The 18,689-nt window shown below is 53.1% G+C and carries 30 protein-coding genes; 24 read left to right on the forward strand and 6 right to left on the reverse strand.

Annotated features, from left to right (window positions below; genetic code table 11):
• Positions 1 to 56: 56 nt before the first annotated feature.
• Complete coding sequence (locus tag HV302_RS03600) at positions 57 to 272, forward strand: ogr/Delta-like zinc finger family protein (protein ID WP_032681944.1); 216 nt, start codon at positions 57 to 59, stop codon at positions 270 to 272.
• A gap of 290 nt (positions 273 to 562) precedes the next feature.
• On the opposite strand, the gene HV302_RS03605 is transcribed toward HV302_RS03600, so the two are convergent.
• From HV302_RS03605 to HV302_RS03615, 3 genes are read right to left on the reverse strand one after another with little or no spacing between them, the layout of a single operon-like run.
• A complete protein-coding gene (locus HV302_RS03605; RefSeq protein ID WP_181626917.1) occupies positions 563 to 1,396 on the reverse strand; it encodes a hypothetical protein in 834 nt (277 codons plus the stop codon).
• Positions 1,393 to 2,400 carry a phage integrase gene (locus HV302_RS03610; protein WP_181626918.1) on the reverse strand — a complete coding sequence of 336 codons (1,008 nt, stop codon included), beginning with the start codon at positions 2,398 to 2,400 and terminating at the stop codon, positions 1,393 to 1,395. Before HV302_RS03610 ends, HV302_RS03605 begins: the two co-directional genes overlap by 4 nt.
• Positions 2,400 to 2,975, reverse strand: a complete 576-nt coding sequence (locus HV302_RS03615) for a phage repressor protein CI (RefSeq protein WP_181626919.1) — start codon at positions 2,973 to 2,975, stop codon at positions 2,400 to 2,402. Before HV302_RS03615 ends, HV302_RS03610 begins: the two co-directional genes overlap by 1 nt.
• Before the next feature lie 129 nt (positions 2,976 to 3,104).
• Here HV302_RS03615 and HV302_RS03620 point away from each other — a divergent pair, with 129 nt between their 5' ends.
• The 11 genes from HV302_RS03620 (at position 3,105) to HV302_RS03670 (ending at position 9,071) form a co-directional block, all read left to right on the forward strand.
• Entirely contained in the window at positions 3,105 to 3,368 is a 264-nt protein-coding gene (locus HV302_RS03620; RefSeq protein WP_001630878.1) for a hypothetical protein, read from the forward strand.
• Between the two features lie 30 nt (positions 3,369 to 3,398).
• Positions 3,399 to 3,908, forward strand: a complete 510-nt coding sequence (locus HV302_RS03625; RefSeq protein ID WP_181626920.1) for a phage regulatory CII family protein — start codon at positions 3,399 to 3,401, stop codon at positions 3,906 to 3,908.
• Positions 3,909 to 3,915: 7 nt separating this feature from the next.
• Positions 3,916 to 4,116, forward strand: coding sequence for a phage filamentation protein Fil family protein (locus HV302_RS03630; protein WP_181626921.1), 201 nt, complete (start codon positions 3,916 to 3,918; stop codon positions 4,114 to 4,116).
• Positions 4,080 to 4,418 carry a DUF5347 domain-containing protein gene (locus HV302_RS03635; protein ID WP_000963463.1) on the forward strand — a complete coding sequence of 113 codons (339 nt, stop codon included), beginning with the start codon at positions 4,080 to 4,082 and terminating at the stop codon, positions 4,416 to 4,418. The genes HV302_RS03630 and HV302_RS03635 overlap by 37 nt, the downstream gene beginning before the upstream one ends.
• 67 nt (positions 4,419 to 4,485) lie before the next feature.
• Positions 4,486 to 4,713 (forward strand): DUF2732 domain-containing protein, encoded by a 228-nt coding sequence (locus tag HV302_RS03640; protein ID WP_080092354.1) that lies wholly within the window; start codon positions 4,486 to 4,488, stop codon positions 4,711 to 4,713.
• Complete coding sequence (locus HV302_RS03645) at positions 4,713 to 4,934, forward strand: TraR/DksA family transcriptional regulator (protein ID WP_181626922.1); 222 nt, start codon at positions 4,713 to 4,715, stop codon at positions 4,932 to 4,934. Before HV302_RS03640 ends, HV302_RS03645 begins: the two co-directional genes overlap by 1 nt.
• Entirely contained in the window at positions 4,935 to 5,207 is a 273-nt protein-coding gene (locus HV302_RS03650) for a DUF5405 family protein (protein ID WP_181626923.1), read from the forward strand. It begins immediately after the preceding gene.
• Entirely contained in the window at positions 5,204 to 5,485 is a 282-nt protein-coding gene (locus HV302_RS03655; protein ID WP_181626924.1) for a DUF3850 domain-containing protein, read from the forward strand. The genes HV302_RS03650 and HV302_RS03655 overlap by 4 nt, the downstream gene beginning before the upstream one ends.
• Positions 5,476 to 7,698, forward strand: coding sequence for a replication endonuclease (locus HV302_RS03660; protein WP_181626925.1), 2,223 nt, complete (start codon positions 5,476 to 5,478; stop codon positions 7,696 to 7,698). Before HV302_RS03655 ends, HV302_RS03660 begins: the two co-directional genes overlap by 10 nt.
• 118 nt (positions 7,699 to 7,816) lie before the next feature.
• Complete coding sequence (locus HV302_RS03665; RefSeq protein WP_078164368.1) at positions 7,817 to 8,257, forward strand: DinI family protein; 441 nt, start codon at positions 7,817 to 7,819, stop codon at positions 8,255 to 8,257.
• An 82-nt stretch (positions 8,258 to 8,339) separates the two neighbouring features.
• Complete coding sequence (locus HV302_RS03670) at positions 8,340 to 9,071, forward strand: hypothetical protein (protein ID WP_181626926.1); 732 nt, start codon at positions 8,340 to 8,342, stop codon at positions 9,069 to 9,071.
• Between the two features lie 269 nt (positions 9,072 to 9,340).
• Here HV302_RS03670 and HV302_RS03675 read toward each other — a convergent pair whose 3' ends face one another.
• The 3 genes from HV302_RS03675 to HV302_RS03685 are packed head-to-tail and all read right to left on the reverse strand — an operon-like array spanning position 9,341 to position 12,378.
• Positions 9,341 to 9,541 (reverse strand): hypothetical protein, encoded by a 201-nt coding sequence (locus HV302_RS03675; RefSeq protein ID WP_181626927.1) that lies wholly within the window; start codon positions 9,539 to 9,541, stop codon positions 9,341 to 9,343.
• A gap of 19 nt (positions 9,542 to 9,560) precedes the next feature.
• Entirely contained in the window at positions 9,561 to 10,607 is a 1,047-nt protein-coding gene (locus tag HV302_RS03680; RefSeq protein ID WP_032665715.1) for a phage portal protein, read from the reverse strand.
• A 1-nt stretch (position 10,608) separates the two neighbouring features.
• Positions 10,609 to 12,378, reverse strand: a complete 1,770-nt coding sequence (locus HV302_RS03685; RefSeq protein WP_080073835.1) for a terminase ATPase subunit family protein — start codon at positions 12,376 to 12,378, stop codon at positions 10,609 to 10,611.
• A gap of 165 nt (positions 12,379 to 12,543) precedes the next feature.
• On the opposite strand from HV302_RS03685, the gene HV302_RS03690 reads away from it, so the two are divergent.
• The 12 genes from HV302_RS03690 (at position 12,544) to HV302_RS03745 (ending at position 18,663) form a co-directional block, all read left to right on the forward strand.
• The gene (locus HV302_RS03690; RefSeq protein ID WP_181626928.1) at positions 12,544 to 13,398 is read left to right on the forward strand and encodes a GPO family capsid scaffolding protein; all 855 of its coding nucleotides are present in this window, start codon (positions 12,544 to 12,546) and stop codon (positions 13,396 to 13,398) included.
• Positions 13,399 to 13,473: 75 nt separating this feature from the next.
• On the forward strand, positions 13,474 to 14,541 hold the full coding sequence (locus HV302_RS03695) for a phage major capsid protein, P2 family (protein WP_181626929.1): 1,068 nt from the start codon (positions 13,474 to 13,476) through the stop codon (positions 14,539 to 14,541).
• Between the two features lie 3 nt (positions 14,542 to 14,544).
• Positions 14,545 to 15,294, forward strand: a complete 750-nt coding sequence (locus tag HV302_RS03700; protein WP_181626930.1) for a phage terminase small subunit — start codon at positions 14,545 to 14,547, stop codon at positions 15,292 to 15,294.
• Positions 15,295 to 15,387: 93 nt separating this feature from the next.
• On the forward strand, positions 15,388 to 15,897 hold the full coding sequence (locus tag HV302_RS03705; protein WP_000214252.1) for a head completion/stabilization protein: 510 nt from the start codon (positions 15,388 to 15,390) through the stop codon (positions 15,895 to 15,897).
• Positions 15,897 to 16,100, forward strand: coding sequence for a tail protein X (locus tag HV302_RS03710; RefSeq protein WP_040229159.1), 204 nt, complete (start codon positions 15,897 to 15,899; stop codon positions 16,098 to 16,100). The genes HV302_RS03705 and HV302_RS03710 overlap by 1 nt, the downstream gene beginning before the upstream one ends.
• Positions 16,091 to 16,312 carry an HP1 family phage holin gene (locus tag HV302_RS03715; protein ID WP_001437784.1) on the forward strand — a complete coding sequence of 74 codons (222 nt, stop codon included), beginning with the start codon at positions 16,091 to 16,093 and terminating at the stop codon, positions 16,310 to 16,312. Before HV302_RS03710 ends, HV302_RS03715 begins: the two co-directional genes overlap by 10 nt.
• Positions 16,296 to 16,808, forward strand: a complete 513-nt coding sequence (locus tag HV302_RS03720) for a lysozyme (protein ID WP_040229157.1) — start codon at positions 16,296 to 16,298, stop codon at positions 16,806 to 16,808. Before HV302_RS03715 ends, HV302_RS03720 begins: the two co-directional genes overlap by 17 nt.
• Positions 16,805 to 17,236, forward strand: a complete 432-nt coding sequence (locus tag HV302_RS03725) for a DNZ54_00345 family protein (RefSeq protein WP_040229155.1) — start codon at positions 16,805 to 16,807, stop codon at positions 17,234 to 17,236. Before HV302_RS03720 ends, HV302_RS03725 begins: the two co-directional genes overlap by 4 nt.
• Complete coding sequence (gene lysB / locus HV302_RS28145) at positions 17,236 to 17,646, forward strand: Rz-like lysis system protein LysB (protein ID WP_040229153.1); 411 nt, start codon at positions 17,236 to 17,238, stop codon at positions 17,644 to 17,646. The genes HV302_RS03725 and lysB overlap by 1 nt, the downstream gene beginning before the upstream one ends.
• The gene (gene lysC, locus HV302_RS28000; protein WP_306668818.1) at positions 17,546 to 17,791 is read left to right on the forward strand and encodes an Rz1-like lysis system protein LysC; all 246 of its coding nucleotides are present in this window, start codon (positions 17,546 to 17,548) and stop codon (positions 17,789 to 17,791) included. Before lysB ends, lysC begins: the two co-directional genes overlap by 101 nt.
• The gene (locus HV302_RS03740; RefSeq protein WP_001437785.1) at positions 17,754 to 18,221 is read left to right on the forward strand and encodes a phage tail protein; all 468 of its coding nucleotides are present in this window, start codon (positions 17,754 to 17,756) and stop codon (positions 18,219 to 18,221) included. The genes lysC and HV302_RS03740 overlap by 38 nt, the downstream gene beginning before the upstream one ends.
• A complete protein-coding gene (locus tag HV302_RS03745; protein WP_040229148.1) occupies positions 18,214 to 18,663 on the forward strand; it encodes a phage virion morphogenesis protein in 450 nt (149 codons plus the stop codon). The genes HV302_RS03740 and HV302_RS03745 overlap by 8 nt, the downstream gene beginning before the upstream one ends.
• Positions 18,664 to 18,689: the final 26 nt, after the last annotated feature.

Below are 18,689 nucleotides of genomic sequence, written 5' to 3' on the forward strand. Positions count from 1 at the left end.
ATGGAATTATGTTGTATCATTATTGCGATTACAGCAAAAGTGGGGAAAAGGCTAAAATGATGAATTGTCCGTTGTGTGGTCAGGCCGCACATACACGCAGCAGCTTTGAAGTTTCCCGCCAAACAAAAGAACGTTATAACCAGTGCACAAATATTGAATGCGGGCACACTTTTGTTACTCATGAAACGTTCGTCAGGTCTGTTTGTCGCCCTCAAAAAATCAGTTCTGCACCTCCGCATCCGAAGGGTTTGCAGCAACAACTTTCGTACTAACCCGCTGCTGGCGGGTTTTTTTATGAAATTCCTGCTGCCATTTTGCTGCCAATGGGTTTTGATTAAACAAAAAGGCCACTCGCGAGAGTGGCCTAACTGTATGTATTTACTACTTAAATTTGGTGGCCCCTGCTGGACTTGAACCAGCGACCAAGCGATTATGAGTTCCTACCAGAACAACCTAAAATCAATAGTTTGCGTTATTTATCATTGACATAGATTGCCATTGTTTGCCAGCGATTACCCATTATACGCCATTTCTACCGCCACTTTATCGCCACTCCATTTGCTTACTCGTACCAAGACGAAGTATCTACTTCTATTTCTTTCGAAGTTATAGTTAGTTGAGCTGGATTGCGTAAGCTGCACTGCATGGAAAGGCTAAATGGATAATCAGTGTTAATTTCGCATAGGTCATCTTTGGGACCATATTCTTGTGTAACAAATACTGAACCGTCAACGCCTATGTATATAAATTCATCATCAATATCTGAGGCATACACATCTTCAATTTGTACATACTCAGTGTAAACTCGAGGAGCCAAAATAGTCACTTCATCAGGCAAACTTTCATTCGCCAAATCCCTAACTGAGCTATCGATTTCATTTTCTAGGATACAGATTACTTCCTTAGCAGTATCGGCCATCAAATCTAAACAATGCTGAGCGATGGAAACTACATCCCGCGCGTTTTCAAAAAACTGTTTGGGGGATGGTTTAAAATATTTTTCTGTTATATGTGTGTATTTATTAAGGTTAACAAACTCAGCTAAGAAATCTGATATGGATTCATCAATAAATGTAGTATTGATAACGCCTAGAAAACTATCTGGTATGTTTTTTTGGGCACAATATTTTAACTGCTGTTTTCTCGTTACTCTCCTATTAGGATCTATACGCACATACCATGGTGCACCGATAACTTTTTCTTCAGGAGCTTTTCGAGCTATAACATGTAAAATCAACTCTCTCATAGTATATGCAAAGTTGTGAAACCTCAGAGGGTTACCATGAGAGGCATAATTTCGAAGGCTTGCTATGAATAGCTCTTTTTCAAATTCTGTTTCCAATGTGGCTTTGAATTTAACCATAAAATCTAATTCTAATAGTTTCTTTAATTTCATTTTAGAGCCTTATTAGAGAATGGATTATATCTGAGTACATCTTCTAAATGATCTGGTGCAAAGTGAGCATATCGCATTGTCATTTTGATATCGGTATGGCCGAGCACGCGCTGCAAGACAAGAATGTTGCCACCATTCATCATAAAGTGGCTGGCGAAGGTGTGGCGCAAAACGTGGGTAAGCTGTCCTGCCGGTAGTTCGATGCCGGTTCTTTCCAGAGCTGACCTGAACGCGCCATAACAATCACTAAATAACCGGCCTTTTTTGTCATCAGGCAGAGACTCGTAGAGCTCTTTACTGATTGGAACGGTGCGATTTTTTCTACCTTTCGTGTTGGTGTATGTGATTTTGTATTTCGCGAGCTGGCTTTTTCTCAGACTCTCGGCCTCAGACCAGCGTGCGCCAGTGGCGAGACAGATTCTTACCACGGTTTCTAAATCAGGGTGGTCATGCCTTTTGCACTCTCCGAGTAGTTGCGAAATTTGGTCGTGAGTTAGCCAGGCCATTTCCATTTCTTCTGTGCGGAATGGACGCATATTTTTCAGTGGGTTCTCACCCTTCCATTCTCCGAGGCGGTTTAGCTCATTGAATACCGCCCGGAAGTAGGCCAGCTCAAGATTAAGCGTGCGAGGCGATACCTCTTTCACCCTGTTTGAACGGGCATACTCACCTTTTAACCGTTTTTCTCGGTAGCGGGAAAACATCTGCGCATCGAAATCGCGTGCGAGTGGTTCGCCCATACACTCAAAAGCATGGTGCATGGCTAACTGGCGTTTTAAGCCGTCTTTCAGGGTAATACCATGAGCGCTATACCATGAATCAACCAGCTCTTTTAACGTGCGCCTGTCTTCCTTTTCTTCCTGCCACGGGTTTTGAACGGTGTACTGTTCAAACGCCAGTGCCTCGCCTTTAGTAGCGAATTTCTTTCTGATACGTTTGCCATTTGCACCGTTTGGGTAGAGCTCACAAATCCAGCCGCCAGCCGGATTTTTACGAACGGTCATTAGTTAACCTCGCTGTATACACCCATCACGCGACCTAATGCTTTAATGTCATCAAATCCGCATTCAAAGGGAACCTTTCCCCCTGCTACATGTAGTTTTCGGCCAGGCAATTTTGTTAATTCTCGAATACTGATAGCACCTTCAATATCGACGAGCCATTCTCCATCTGAAAGGGATGCGTCTCGCTCGATGAAATGGAGCTTTCCGTCAGCGTAGACGGCAATTGGATTCGCAAGCGGCTTGCTAAAAAACTTGCCAGCAATGCTCAAATCGCCATCACTAACCAGAGATTCTTCACTTAATGTGAATTTCTCCACATTTTGGGTGTCGGCATTCACGCTGCCGGTTGTAGGTGACCCTTTGCCAGTGAGTAGCCAGGCGAGATTTACGCCAGTTTCTAGGGCGCAATGCACAATAAAGTCATAAGAAATGGAATCGCGACTATACCTGTTAGCAAGAGAGCTTGATGCAATTTCGAAGTGCCTAGCTAATTGAATTTTCTGAGAAAATCCGTAAGCCTCGCAAATCCTATCCAGCACTTCTTCATTGTTTAAACCAAGACCTTCAATTCTCATGTAGCTTTAACCTATTTACAAACTCCACTTTGGGAGTTATGTTAAGCCTAAACCTAGGCAATTAATGGCGAACGTTGGCAAACAGAAGGCTATTAATTGCAATCTTTAGCAAAAGGGGAATCATGCAACATGGCTTCTGAAATCGCAATCATCAAAGTGCCTGCACCTATCGTTACTCTGCAGCAATTCGCAGAACTTGAGGGTGTTTCTGAGCGCACCGCCTACCGTTGGACAACCGGCGACAACCCTTGTGTACCAATCGAACCCCGCACCATCCGTAAAGGCTGCAAGAAAGCAGGTGGCCCGATTCGCATTTATTACGCACGCTGGAAAGAAGAGCAGTTGCGTAAGGCGTTGGGTCATTCCCGTTTTCAACTCGTCATCGGCGCTTAATTCACTTTATGTGAATTGGAAGGATGCAACATGTTTGATTTTCAGGTTTCCAAACATCCCCACTATGACGAAGCGTGCCGGGCTTTTGCGCAGCGTCACAACATGGCGAAGCTGGCCGAGCGTGCGGGTATGAACGTTCAAACGTTACGTAACAAGCTAAACCCGGAACAGCCTCACCAGTTTACGCCGCCTGAATTGTGGCTACTAACTGACCTGACAGAAGACTCAATCCTCGTTGATGGTTTTCTGGCGCAGATTCATTGCCTGCCATGCGTACCGGTTAATGAGCTGGCTAAAGACAAATTGCAGTCTTATGTCATGCGCGCAATGCGTGAACTCGGCGAACTAGCGAGCGGTGCGGTATCAGATGAACGTCTTACCTCTGCCCGTAAACACAACATGATTGAAAGCGTTAACGCTGGCATTCGCATGTTGTCATTGTCGGCACTGGCGCTGCATGCGCGTCTGCAGACCAATCCCGCTATGACGAGCGTGGTCGATACCATGAGCGGTATTGGCGCGTCATTCGGTCTGATTTGAGGTGCGTATGCTGAAAAGTGAACCATCATTCGCGTCTCTGCTCGTCAAGCAAAGCCCCGGCATGCACTACGGCCACGGCTGGATCGCAGGTAAGGACGCCAAGCGCTGGCACCCGAGCCGCTCACAGGCTGATTTACTGGCTGGCCTCTCTACTAAAAAGCAGGGGGAATCATGGCTATCGAAGCTGTTTCCGCGACTGTTCCGCTGAAAGCGGGTGAACGTCTGGCCGGTCTCAATCATGTGGCTGAATTACGCGCGAGATATTGGGGCGATAGCTGGAAAGAGGTTGAGCGCTTTGTCGATGATATGCGCGATAAACGTGACCCACAATTTGAAGAAAATAATCGGGCGCTGGCCGCTATTTTCTTTCTGGCAAAAATACCGGCGGCTCGTCATGAGCTCGAATTAAGTGAGCTAACTACTGACGAGAAAAAGGCGCTTATTACAGCGATGAATCATTTTCGTGCAGTAGTGAGCTTATTTCCCAAACGGCTAACCATGCCGAATTAATCCAAACAGAAATTTAATGGCGTAAACCCGCCGGGCTTCTTATTGCCCGAAATCAGGAGAGTTAATTATGCGTAATACCGAAATCCGTAGTTTTAGTACTGATAGTGATGCGCTGGCCGTATTGCTGACCGATGCAAAAAAAGAGGAGCGTAAAGACCGCGCGCTCGCTGTTTCCATCCGCCTTGAGGCGCTGGCTATCCATATCACCAAAGAGAGTATGAGCGGTACCGAAGCCGCTGAACTGCTGCGCCGTGAAGCCGCCCGCTTTGAGAACGAATCACAGGAGCTGCACTAATGGCCGACGCAATGGATTTAGCGCAACTGCGCGAGCAGGAAGACCGCGAGCGCCACATCAGCAACGCGCGCAGCCGTATCGCTACGCCTTCCCGTTTTCTCTGCGAAGAATGCGACGCACCAATCCCGGAAGCTCGCCGCATTGCGATTCCGGGCGTGGCCTTCTGCGTGACCTGCCAGCAAATCGCAGAACTCAAATCTAAACATTACAAGGGCGTGTAAATGGGTATTCGTATCGAAGTCGGCGACAAATGGGTAATTACCAGCGACCAATATCAATTCATCCCGAATGAAAAGAAAGTCGCTCAATCCGGGAAAAAAACTGGCGAGGAGTGGCTCGACACTATCGGATATTACCCGAAGATGAATCAGCTTATTTCTGGGCTGATTCATCACCATATTCAGCAGTCATCAATTACCACTCTTGACGCAATGGCCGCTGAAATTGAGCGTATCGGGGAAATGTGCGCCTCCTCAATCAAGGTGGCGGAATGAGAAAAACACATCAATTAAAAATCCGGCCTGAGTTTTTTCAGGCTGTCCTCAATGGAACCAAAAAAGCCGAGTTTCGTCTTGCTGACCGTGCTTTTGCTGCAGGGGATTTACTTTGCCTAAACGAGTATGGCGCCTGCGAATATGACCCGCAAAAGGTCGGTTTTACCGGCGCTTTTGTCTACGTGCTGGTGACTCATGTAACTGACCTTAGTGAGTGGGCTCCTGGCTATGTGATGCTAAGCATACAGCGTAGGCAAATGGGGGAACTATGCGGGTAAGTGTTAACTATGCTTACCCGTGGAACGCTCCCCGGTCAGCAATAGCCAGCCCATATCTTACCTATGACCAACAGTATCGCCGCGACCGTATGTTTGCGGCTTTGCTGCATGCGAGAAAAGTGCTTTCTCTCCAGCCCGAGTGCGTGCGCTTTGATGTTTATCGCACCGCTGCGGTGCTGGAACAAAATCAGGGCAGTCAACGAGCCAATGCCTTTTTAATCAGCTTCTGCAAAAAGGCATTGCCACGTCTTGAACTGGTCGCAAAAAAATACGAGTGCGCGGGTATCAACAGCAATGTATCAACCGCTGTTTTTGGTGGTCATTTTGATACCCAGCTTATGCAATATCTGGCGTCACGCATGGTTAATATGGTCGCCAGATATAACCGCCTCCCTGATATGTCGCGCGCTGATATTGACCTGCTGGCAGCTGATATCGCTAATTTCATTCGTGCTGAACTGGCTGACATTGATGACACCGGATTTAGCGAGCTCAAAACGCTGTACACCTGGTACATGCGAGCCGGTTTCATCTCCCTGCAATTCAACGTTACCCCGCCGCATTGGGAGCGGGTGACAAAGAAATATGTTGGTGAGGATGAAATCGCACCTGCTATTACCCGTATGTTTAATGAGGTTTGGTGGCGAGGCCGCTTACGGCGCATTGCAGCTGCATGGCGCGAACACCTGCACATTGCCGCTGGCAACGTCAGCAAAAAAAAGCATGTCTACGCGAGTAAAAATTGCGTGACTGACTGGCGCGAGCAGAAGCGCCGCACGCGTGAATTTCTAAAGGGGCTGGATCTCGAAGACGAAGACGGCAACCGCATCAGTCTGATTGAAAAATACGACGGTTCGGTCGCTAACCCTGCGATACGCCGCTGCGAGCTGATGACCCGCATTCGTGGGTTTGAAAATATCTGTAATGAGCTCGGTTATGTCGGTGAATTTTACACCCTGACCGCACCGTCTAAATATCACGCCACCACCAAAGCTGGCTACCGTAACAGCAAATGGCAAGGAGCCAGCCCGTCGGACACGCAGAGTTATCTCACCAGCCTTTGGGCGCGCATTCGTGCCAAGCTACACCGGGAAGAAATCCGCATTTTCGGCATCCGTGTTGCCGAACCTCATCACGACGGAACGCCTCACTGGCACATGCTTATGTTCATGTTGCCGGAAGACGTCGAGCGCGTGCGCCTCATCATCCGTGATTATGCGTGGGAGGAAGACCGCCACGAACTGAGAAGCGATAAAGCCAAAAAAGCACGCTTTCATGCCGAGGCCATTGACCCGGAAAAAGGCAGCGCTACCGGCTATGTTGCTAAATACATTTCGAAAAATATCGACGGCTATGCTCTTGATGGTGAAACCGATGACGAAAGCGGTGAGCTGCTGAAAGAGACTGCCCCCGCTGTATCAGCATGGGCGGCGCGCTGGCACATCCGTCAATTCCAGTTTATCGGCGGTGCGCCGGTGACGGTCTACCGTGAATTGCGTCGTCTCGCTGATACCGAGACCGCACACGGTCTGAGCGTTGAGTTTGCCGCTGTCCATGACGCCGCTGACGCTGGTGATTGGGCTGGTTACATTAATGCGCAGGGTGGCCCGTTTGTCCGTCGCGATGATTTGCAGGTGCGCACGCTGTATGAGCCGCGCGCCGAGTTTAATCAGTATGGTGAGGAAACCGTCTGCATCCGTGGCGTGTACGATTCCGCTGTCGGTGCTGGCACCCCGATTTTAACCCGGCTAACGCAGTGGAAAATTGTGCCGAAGCGTGCCGTTGATTTGGTCGTTGACGTTAAGGGCGCTTCTGCGCCCTCTCGGAGTTCTGTCAATAACTGTACGGGAAGCGAAAGCGATCCACCGATACTGGATTTAACAAAACCACTGAGTCGGCGTGAAAGACGAGAGTTGACCAACCGGCTCAGGAAGCAAAAGCCAGCAACACGGCGAAAATTCATCCACGGAATGGATGAGCAAAACGCAGCTATAGCGAAAACTATCGACGAGATACATCTGACAACCGGCATTAATATCAGCCGGGGCGAAGCCCTGCACCTGATGGCCGGTGGTAAAAGTTGTTTTGATGGCAAATGGCTACGCGGAACGGCCAAAGGAGAAATATTTTCCGCAGCACCATCGTATGAGGCTAAAGCTCGGAAAATCCTCAATCGTGTTGCGGCTTTAGCAGAAATGGCAACGAAAGAGTAAGCGGCAATGTTCATCCATATCATGTACATACAGTGTATTTCTTTGCGATTTTTTTCTTCACACCATTTGTCGATACGTGCTACTGTATGTTTATACAGTATCTCGTTGTGGAGGTTGTGTGGATAGAGAGTTGAGAGAGCACGTCATGATTGAACGTGTCGAAATGATTGCGCGTCTGACGACTGAGGGTACTTGTCAGGAGCGAGACCGAGAAATTGCCTTAAATTTGATTGCGGAAATAGCAAAAGGCAACCTAATGAAAAACAATAATTTTTCCGTTGTGTTTTCCGCTCCGCCTGTCGATGAGACTTTTGCAAAGGAGAGCAAAGTGAAGGTAAATATCACGTTGGATAAAGACCAAAAAATAGGCCAGCCGGTAATTGATGCTTTTCAGTGCGAATTGACTAGGAGGATACAGTCTGTTTTCCCGTCAACGCGCGTTACTGTTAAAAAGGGATCCATGACCGGTGTTGAGCTGATGGGGTTCGATAAAGATTCAGACCGCGAAGCGCTGGATAGTATCCTTCAGGAAGTGTGGGAAGATGAGAGCTGGCGTTAATCCCTGAAATATGTGCAACCTTCGACCCCATGTTTGATAGCATGGGGTTGTTTTGTATGGGGATTACACACAAAGGAAAATCATGGATACCTTAATAGCATTTTTATCTCTGGCTCTCTTTATTGCTTTTATCGTGGGGTTAATCAAGCCGTCGCTGGTTCGAATGCCGAACCGTAAGCGCTCCAGTGCGGTTTACCTTGGTGGCTGTCTGGCGCTGGGCGTTATTGGCTCAATCTTATGGCCGACTGAAAAAAGTCAGCCTGTGGCAAAAACTGACGTACCGGCGGTTAAAGCGGAACCGGCTACGCCAACGTTTGAGTACGCAGATAAAACCCTCAAAGAATATCGCAACGAGTCAAAAGAAACCCGGCACGATATCGTTAAAGGCTATGTGGGTTTCAAAGGTGTACCGGCCAGCTCTGCTGATGCCTTTTATGCCTGTATGAGTGAGTACGCTTTTACTAAAGATGATGCGTTAAAGCTCGGTGATGTGTTGGGTTGGTGTTTCAACGACTTCGAGAAGGATCCACAATCTCTGAATAATAAAATCAACCTTGACGCATTTCAGGGTAATTTTAGCGGTTGGGATGGCTCTTATCGCCCGTTAGAGAAGCTGATAAAAGCCAGCATGAATGATGATTCCTCTTATAAACACGTTTCAACGGTCTACCATCTGATTTTGAATAAAGACCCGCATGCCGTTGTAAAAACAACGTTTCGCGGTACTAATGCCTATGGCGGCGTGGTCAAACAGACCGTAGCGGCACGCGTCAACGTGCGAACGGGTGAGGTCGATTCGATACTCGACAATTAAACAATATAGTGACAAACGCCGCCGGTGCTGAAACTCGCTTTCAGTGCTGGCGGGGTTGAACAACGAGCCCTGCGAGGCGTTAGCCTGCCCCGTAGAGACCGCCCCCAACCGGCACTATTAAAGTCGGTTTTATTATGCCATTTTCCCGCGATTTCCCCGTTTTTTAGCCGTGCATGCAACAGGTGCATGGTTTTGCATGCGTCAGAGTTGCCCGTTCTGGCCGTGCGCCACCAGAGCTGGCGCGGATCCAGAGTGGTCATGCAACTGCATTAAAACCGACCCATAAAGCGGGCAGGCGTGGCGGGGAAAGCATTGCGCGCCAGCGGTGGTGCGTAATAATAAAAATTATCGTCTGAGCGCGTCGTGATGCCGCTGTCGTGTTTGTTGTCGGTTCGTTGGTGGTCTTGTGTGGTCGTGCGCGCGTGGCGCGTCTGAGGCGTGATGGTGGCGGGGTGTGAAAAAGCCGCCATGCTGGCGGCTTGAGGGGGATTATTCCGGGTTGTCGAGGGTGTACTCTTTGAACCTGATGACCTCCATACCGAGCCAGTCGTTTACCTCCCTGAACCTGTCCTGTAGAGGCGACAGTTCGTTACGCACAAATACCTTTGCCACCTTCTCAACGTCACCGAGTGAACCGATATTCTCGGGCTTGCCGCCCATGAGCTGGAACGGTACGCGGTGCGCGTCCATCAGGTCGGCGGCACTCGCTTTCTTGATGTTGAAAAAGTCATCCTTTGTGGCGACCTCGCTCAGTGGCACGATTTTGATGCCGTCCGGTTTTCCGCCGGGGGCATAGAAAAACAGGTTCTTAAAGTTGCCGAGCCCTTTCGAGTTACGCATCGCCTCACGCAGCGATTCGACGTCGGTCGCGCTCTGCGCCGGGTCAGTCACATACATGATGTAACCCGCGTGCGCGCCGTTCTGGTAATACTTGCGGCGGAACAGCGTCGCGGATTCATTCAGCCAGGCGGAATTAAGCGCGCTGAGATATTCGGGCAGGCCGTAAATCTCCTGATTAATGTCGGGCTCCAACAGGTGAAACACGGTATCAGGCGCGAACTCATGCGGTAGAGTGAAGTTTTCCACAAACCAGAAAATCGAATCGTCGACCCCGCGCCGGGTGTATTTGGCCGGTGAGGCCAGCAGCTTGATTAACTGACCGGTGACGCTGTGGCGCTGCTCAAGAAAGGCGTTGCCGAATACCAGATAGTCGAGCGCAAAGCGGCTGAAATCCTGACGGGACAGCAGCGGGTGCGGGATGTAGGTGCTCGCGAGCACGTTGCGCTTAACGTAAATCGGTGAGCTGTGATGTACAGCAGAGCGCAGGCTCTTTGCCAGCCCGGAGAAGCTGACCGGCGGCTCGTACCATTTACCGTTACTGATGCATTCGACGTAATCCAGAATGTCGCGCTTATCGAGCACCGGCACTGGCTCACCGAAGGTGAACGCTGTCGTTTTTGGCGGTGCGCTGGCGGTTAGTTGTTGTGGCTTGCTGGCCTTCTGCGCAGCGGCTTTACGGGATTTTTGTTTACCCATCTTAGTTGAACTCCAGAATAGATTTAGGCTGCATGCCGCTACCGGCGGAAAGCGGTTCGTTTAACAGGGCGTGCATGGTCGCCCATGCGATATCGGCGTGACTGGCTTCCTCGGTGCGGCTGGCCTCGTAGGTGGCGCTGCGCCCGCTGCTGGTCATGGTTTTGCGGATGGACATAAACGACTGCGTGACGTCAGTTGCCCCGGCGTCGTACTCCAGACAGCCACGGCGAATGGTGTCTTTTGCCTTAAGCACCATCGCGGTTTTCATCTCAGGTGTGTAACGGATGCCGCGTGCCGCCGGGTAGAATGAGCGCACCAACTGGAACACGCCGAGACCCAGGCCGGTTGCGTCAATGCCGATGTATTCGACGTTATATTTTTCGGTCAGCTTACGGATGCCCTCCGCCTGCGCGGCAAAGTCCATGCCTTTCCACTGGTGGCGCTCTAGCATGCGGAACTTGCCGCCCGAGACCACCGGCGGCGCGAGCACAACGCACCCGGCACTGTCGCCGGTGTGTGACGGGTCGTAGCCAATCCAGACCGGGCGCGAGCCGAACGGATGGTCGGCGAACGGGGCAAAGTCCTCCCATTCTTCCATCACGTCGACCATGCAGCGCTGCAGCTCCTCGAACGGGAATACCGACGCTTTATCGTCGACAAACTCGCACATAAACAGGTTTTTAAAGTCATCATCACTGTTTTCGCGTTTGAGCTGGTCGAGGTCGAACAGGGTGCAACCACCGGCAAGGGCATCCTCAATGGTGACAATCTGCCGCCACTGGCCATCGTCGCAGAGCTGGCCACCGGCGAGCGCGCTGTGACTGATGTCGATTTCGATGCGGTCGGCAATCCGGCTGCGCCCCTTGTTGAACAGCTCGCCAGACCAGAAGGGGTACGCGCCGTGCGCCAGCGTGGAAGGTGTCGAAAAGTAGGTTGAGCGCAGGTGCTTCTGCGAGGCCATGCCCGACGCGACTTTGCGCAGCTTCTGAAAGTTCGGGATCCAGAATATTTCATCGACATACAGGTCGCCGTTATGGCTCTGCGCGGTGTTGGAATTGGTACCGAGAAAAATCAGCTTTGCGCCGTTGTTGCCGATGACAATCGGGTCGCCGGTCAGGTCGACGTCGACCAGCCGCGCAAACTGGATGATGTACTCGCGGAACACGTAAGCCTGCGTTTTACTGGCCGACAGAAATATCTGGTTGTGGCCGGTCTTGAGCGCGCGCAGTAGCGCCTCGCGGGAGAAATAGAACGTCGCGCCAATCTGGCGGGATTTGAGAATGTCGCGAATACGGTGCGCCAGCCCTGCGCGGTACCACTGCAACTGGTACTCGAAAGACTGGTCGAAAAATAGTTCCTCCAGCTTCCCGATAGCCTCGTCGCTGAAAAAGTTCTTTTTCGGCTTCTTGCGCTCGCCCTTGTTGCGGTTGGCGACATTGGGGTTAAGGTCGACCTCGTTACCGGTCTGACTGTAGCGATTAACGCGCGCCAGTCGCTCAATCTGCCGCCCGAGCAGGTCAATCTCTTTGAAGTCGCCGCCTGACTTTTGCGGCTTGGCGATGAGCTGAATCAGGCGCGCCTCAAGGCTGCTTTCGACGCGGGAAATCGGTGCGATGCCGTCCCAGCCGTCGCGCTGCTTCCAGCTCTGCACGGTCGGGCGCTTGACCTGCAGCATTTCGGCAATCTGTGGCACGGAAAAACCCTGCCAGTAAAGCAGCGATGCCTGCCGTCGCGGGTCATGCAACAAGGTTGTATCGGTGGAAATGGTCATTGATGCCTCGCCGTAGTGGATTCAGGGCAAGGCTACTTAATGGCCGTCAGTGATTCGCTAAGGTGCTGTTGTGTGGGCGGTTGTCCAGTCGTCATTGGTGGTCGGGCGTGTCCTGAGTCTGGAAACTGGCGATGACCAGTAACCCCAACCTCAGGACTCCTGACAATGGCAAAAAAAGTCTCAAAGTTCTTTCGCATCGGCGTCGAGGGTGATACCTGCGACGGGCGCATTATCAGCGCCAGCGATATTCAGGAAATGGCCGAAACCTACGACCCGCGCGTCTACGGTTGCCGTATCAACCTTGAACACCTGCGCGGCCTGTTGCCCGATGGCGTATTCAAGCGTTATGGCGATGTGGTCGAACTGAAAGCCGAGAAGATTGACGACGATTCTGCGCTTAACGGCAAATGGGCGTTGTTCGCTAAAATCACCCCGACCGATGACCTTATCGCGATGAATAAAGCCGCGCAGAAGGTCTACACCTCAATGGAAATTCAGCCGAATTTTGCCAATACCGGCAAATGCTACCTCGTCGGCCTTGCGGTCACCGATGACCCGGCGAGCCTCGGCACTGAATACCTCGAATTTTGCCGCAACGCGAAGCACAACCCGCTACAGCGCTTTAAGGCCAACCCTGAAAACGTCTTTTCCGCTGCCACGCTGGCCGAGCTGGAATTTGAAGACGTTCCCGACACGGTGCTCAACAGTCTGGCCGATAAGGTGAAAGCCATTTTCAGCCGTAAGCAGGTCAGCGACGATGCGCGCCTGAATGATGTGCATGAAGCGGTGACCACCGTCAGCGAACATGTGCAGACCAACCTGACAAAACAGGACGAGCGCCTTTCCGCTATGGAAACCGCGTTTGCCACTTTCAAACAGGAACTGACCGGCAAGGTTGAAGAAACCAGCCAGGCATTTTCCGCCCTGAAAACCACCCTCGACAAAACCGAAAGTTTCAGCCAGCCGCGACGCACGAAAGCCAGCGGCAGCGGTGGCGACGAGCTGCTGACCGACTGCTGATAAACCGCAGACCGAAACCGGGCGGCAACCCCGCCCGATGCTGTGACTAACCGATTAATTCAAACAGGAAATACTATGCGTCAGGAAACCCGTTTTAAGTTCAATGCCTATCTGACCCAGCTCGCCAAACTGAACGGCATCAGCGTTGATGACGTCAGCAAGAAATTCACCGTCGAGCCGTCCGTTACGCAAACACTGATGAACACCGTGCAGGCGTCATCTGCGTTTCTGCAGACGATTAACATTCTGCCGGTCGCAGAAATGAAGGGTGAGAAAATCGGCGTCGGTGTGACCGGAACCATCGCCAGCACGACCGACACCTCGGGCGACAAAGAGCGCCAGACCGCAGATTTCACCGCGCTTGAGTCCAACAAGTACGAGTGCAATCAGATTAACTTTGACTTCCACCTGACCTATAAACGCCTCGACCTGTGGGCGCGTTTTCAGGACTTCCAGCGCCGCATCCGCGACGCCATTGTCCAGCGTCAGGCACTGGATTTCATCATGGCCGGGTTCAACGGTACCACCCGCGCTGATACCTCAGACCGCAGCAAAAACCCGATGCTGCAGGATGTGGCCGTCGGCTGGCTGCAGAAGTACCGCAACGAAGCCCCTGCGCGTGTGATGAGCAACATCACCGACGCTGACGGCAAGGTCGTTTCGGCGGTGATTCGTGTCGGTAAGAATGGCGACTATGAGAACATCGACGCGCTGGTGATGGACGGTACTAACACCCTGATTGACGAGATTTATCAGGATGACCCGAAACTCGTTGCCATCGTTGGCCGTAAGCTGCTGGCCGACAAATATTTCCCGCTGGTGAACAAGCAGCAGGAAAACACCGAGTCGCTCGCGGCGGATATCATCATCAGCCAGAAGCGCATCGGCAACCTGCCAGCCGTGCGCGTGCCGTACTTCCCGGCGAATGCGGTGTTCGTGACAACGCTGGAAAACCTCTCTATCTACTTCATGGATGAGAGCCACCGCCGCAGCATTGATGAGAACCCGAAAAAAGACCGCGTGGAAAACTACGAGTCGATGAACATCGATTACGTCATCGAAGCGTATGCCGCCGGGTGTCTGCTGGAAAACATCACCCTGGGCGATTTCACCGCACCTGCAGCACCGGAAAGCGGAGCCTAAACCATGACGAGCCCCGCACAGCGTCACATGATGCGGGTCTCGGCCTCTCAAGCCGCGCAGCGGGAACAAGCCCCGCTGCGCCATGCAAACGCCTATGAGCAGATGCTGGTAAAGCTGGCCGAAGACCGCCGCACGTTAAAAAACATCCGTTCAAATGAGCGTAAGGCCGAGAAAAAGCGCGAGCTGCTGCCGTTCTATGCGCCGTGGGTCGCCGGTGTGCTGGCTGATGGCCGTGGTGCGCAGGATGACATTGTCATGACCGTCATGCTGTGGCGTCTTGATGCCGGTGATATTGCTGGCGCGCTGGAAATTGCGCCCTACGCGCTGAAATACGGCCTCACCTCAGACCATCGTCGCACCACGCCTTACATGCTCGTTGAGGAAGTGGCGCTTGCCGCACTGCGCCTGCGCGATGCCGGTGAGCCTGTCGAACTCGAATTACTGCTGACCACTCTCAGCCTGACCGACGGCGCTGACGTTCCCGATATGGTGCGCGCCCGTCTGCATAAGGTAACTGGCCTGACCCTGCGCGATGCCGGTAAGAACGCCGACGCGCTGGTGCAGTTTCAGCGCGCGATGCAGCTCGACCGCAATGCCGGTGTGCGCAAAGAGATTGAGCGACTGGAGCGCGCATTGAAGCCAAAGCCAGAGGCAGCACCCCGTAAAACGACTAAACCGCGCACGCGCAAACCTGCCACCAAACCGGCGGCAAAGCGCGGGCGTCCACCAAAGGCGGTAAAAACCGCCGGTTAACTGAACGCTCCCCGAGCCGGGCGGCACGCCGGTCAAAGCGGGTTTTGACCCTGACGGCGACCAGCGTCCACCGCCCAACCTAATGAGGTTGTCATGACGACAGTAATACTGAATCAGCCCGACGAACCGCAGGACGTACCGGGCGTGGTGATTCCCGCACCGGAGACGGGCGACGCAGTGATTAAAAATACGTTCTTTTTTCCTGATGTGGATCCGAAGCGCGTGCGCGAGCTGATGCGCCTTGAGCAGACGGTTTCCGATGCGCGCCTGCGCAACGCCATCAAGACCGGCATGGCGGAAACCAATGCGGAGCTTTACGACTACCGGCTGCGCCAGATTGCTGCCGGGTTTAAGACACTGGCCGACGTGCCTGACGCCGAGGAAATCGACGGCGAGAATGTGCGCGTTTTCCACTACCTCAGCGCCGTGACGGCGATGGCGACCGCCACCCTGTATGAGCGTTATCGCGGGGTTGAGGCCACCGGCAAGGGTGACAAAAAAGCCGACAGCGTCGAAACCACCATTGATGACCTGTGGCGGGATATGCGCTGGTCGGTCTCGCGCCTGCAGGATAAGCCGCGCTGCATCGTGGGTCAGCTCTGATGAAAGTCTACGCGATGCAGGGCGATACCCTCGACGCGCTTTGCGCCCGGTATTACGGGCGCACTGAGGGCGTGGTCGAGACGGTGCTGCAGGCTAATCCCGGCCTGTCTGAGCTGGGCGTCATTCTGCCGCATGGCACGGCGGTTGACCTGCCCGACGTTGAAACATCACCCACGGCGGAGACCCTGAACCTATGGGACTGAGTATGGAAAAAATCACCACGTTTATCGCCTACTGGCTGGCCGTGGGGCTGGCGTATTTCGGGGCAATGTCGCCCGAAAAACTGGCGCTTTATGTGGGTAGTCTGTGCGCCATTTTTACGGCGGCGGTGAATTTCTGGTACCGGCGCAAAACCTTTCGTTACCTGACCGAAATGGGAATCGACAAAGGGGTGACCCGTGAGCTCAATCGTTAAACGTTGCAGTGTGGCCGCAGTGCTGGCGCTGGCGGCACTGATGCCTGATTTTCGTCTGCTGAATACCTCGCCTGATGGTCTGGCGCTGATTGCCGACCTTGAAGGGTGTCGCCTGACACCTTACCAGTGTAGCGCGGGCGTGTGGACGTCAGGCATCGGCCACACTGCCGGGGTGGTACCGAAACGCGATATCACCGAGCGCGAAGCGGCGGTAAATCTGGTCGCCGACGTGCTGAATACCGAGCGCCGTCTCGCGGTCTGCGTGCCGGCCACCATGCCGCAACCTGTTTACGACGCGCTGGTCAGTTTCTCTTTTAACGTCGGCACCGGCGCAGCCTGTCGCTCGACGCTGGTCTCTTACATCAAGCGTCATCAGTGGTGGCAGGCATGCGACCAGCTTACCCGCTGGGTGTACGTCAATGGCACTAAAAACAAAGGGCTGGAAAACCGCCGCGCGCGGGAACTGGCGTATTGCATGAAAGGAGTAACCCAATGAAAAAATATTTACGTTCCCTGATGTTCGATGCCCTGCTGGCACTGGTTCTGCTTTGGGGGCTGGTATCGCCGCAAAGTGCCGCAATGAATTTTGTTGCCGCGTGGGCACTCTATGTCTGTTTTGTCTGCATTACGGCAAGCCTCGCCGGTGTGGTCGCTTATGACCACTGGCGGCTCAATACGGGCAAAGGTATTCCTGTCAATCCTGAGCTGATGACGGTATTCCGCGCCGTCTTTTGCCGCAAAGGGACGAAAGCTGGTCACGCATGGTCTCTTATCCGTTTCTCTGTTACCGCAGGTTGCCTACTCGGTGCTGGCTGGATCCTTACCGCGCTGATGTACCTGATTTGTGTGCTGACCTTTAAAGCCGTTCGCGAGACTTACCGCCAGCGCATAGAGGGGGCTGGCCTGTGTCCAGAATCATTGTGATGTTTCTGGCCTCTGCGCTGGTGCTGGCTGTGCTCGGGCTGCTGTGGTTGCGGCATGAGAACGGCAATTTATCCCGCTCCTTTGAGGCGGCAAACCGCGTCGCGAGCGAACAAAAGACGACGATTGGCATGCTGAAAAATCAGCTCAGTGTTGCAGGTCAGCTCGCCCGACGTAATGAATCCGCGCAGGTGGCACTGCGCGAACAGCTCGCAAAGGCAAGCGCAGAGGCCAGCCGCCGTGAGCAGACGATAACGAGGTTACTTAATGAAAATGAAGCCTTTCGCCGCTGGTATAACGCTGCTCTGCCTGATGTTGTGCGTCGGCTGCACACCCGCGCCGCCTGCGCCAGCGCCGGTGATTGTGGTCAACGGATGCCCGAGAGTGAGCCTTTGCCCGATGCCGGGAAGTGACCCGAAAACCAATGGTGACCTGAGCGCAGATATCCGCCGCCTTGAGGGCGCGCTGATCGCCTGCGCGCTACAGGTCAAAACCGTCAAACACTGTCAGGATGAACTCGATGCAGAAGCACAAAAGCCTGCGCAAAGCGCTGATTAACGCCGTGCCGCAGCTCCGAAATAACCCCGATATGCTGCGCCTGTTTGCCGATAACGGCCATACCGATTCCCGACTGGCGAGCTCGCTGTCGTTTGAAAAGGTGTACGTGCTTAACGTGGTGGTGACCGATTTCACCGGTGACCTTGATTTGATATTCGTGCCGGTGCAGGCGTGGCTGCGTGAACATCAGCCGGACATTATGACCACCGACGACGGGCGGGAAAAAGGATTCACCTGGATTATTGATATCAATAACGACGATTCGCTCGATATCAGTATCAGCCTGAGGCTCACCGAGCGCACGCTCGTCAAAGAGGTCGACGGCGCGCTGCATGTCAGCTATGCCCCCGAGCCGCCGCTGCCTGAGCCGGTGACGCGCCCGGTCGAGCTGTACGTTAACGGCGAACTGGTGAGTAAGTGGGATGAGTGAGTTAACCGCGCTGCAGGAACGCCTTGCCGGTCTGATTGCCAGCCTGTCACCGGTGGCGCGTCGGCAAATGGCGGCTGAGATTGCGAAAAAGCTGCGTACCAGTCAGCAACAGCGCATCAAGCGCCAGCAGGCACCCGACGGCACCCCGTATGCCGCGCGTAAGCGCCAGCCGGTGCGGAGCAAGAAAGGCCGCATTAAGCGAGAAATGTTCGCCAGACTGCGCACCAACCGCTTTATGAAAGCCAAAGGCAGCGACAGTGCGGCGGTGGTGGAGTTTACCGGCAAGGTGCAGCGCATGGCGCGGGTGCATCAGTACGGGCTCAAAGACCGGCCAAACCGCAACAGCCGGGATGTGCAGTACGATGCGCGCCCGTTGCTCGGTTTCACCCGCGACGATGAGCAGATGATTGAAGACGTCATTATCAGGCACCTCGGCAAATAAATATTGTGTGAACCACCACCGGAGCC

Origin of the sequence: Citrobacter sp. RHBSTW-00859 (genome assembly GCF_013729795.1) — a bacterium.
GTDB lineage: Bacteria > Pseudomonadota > Gammaproteobacteria > Enterobacterales > Enterobacteriaceae > Citrobacter > Citrobacter braakii.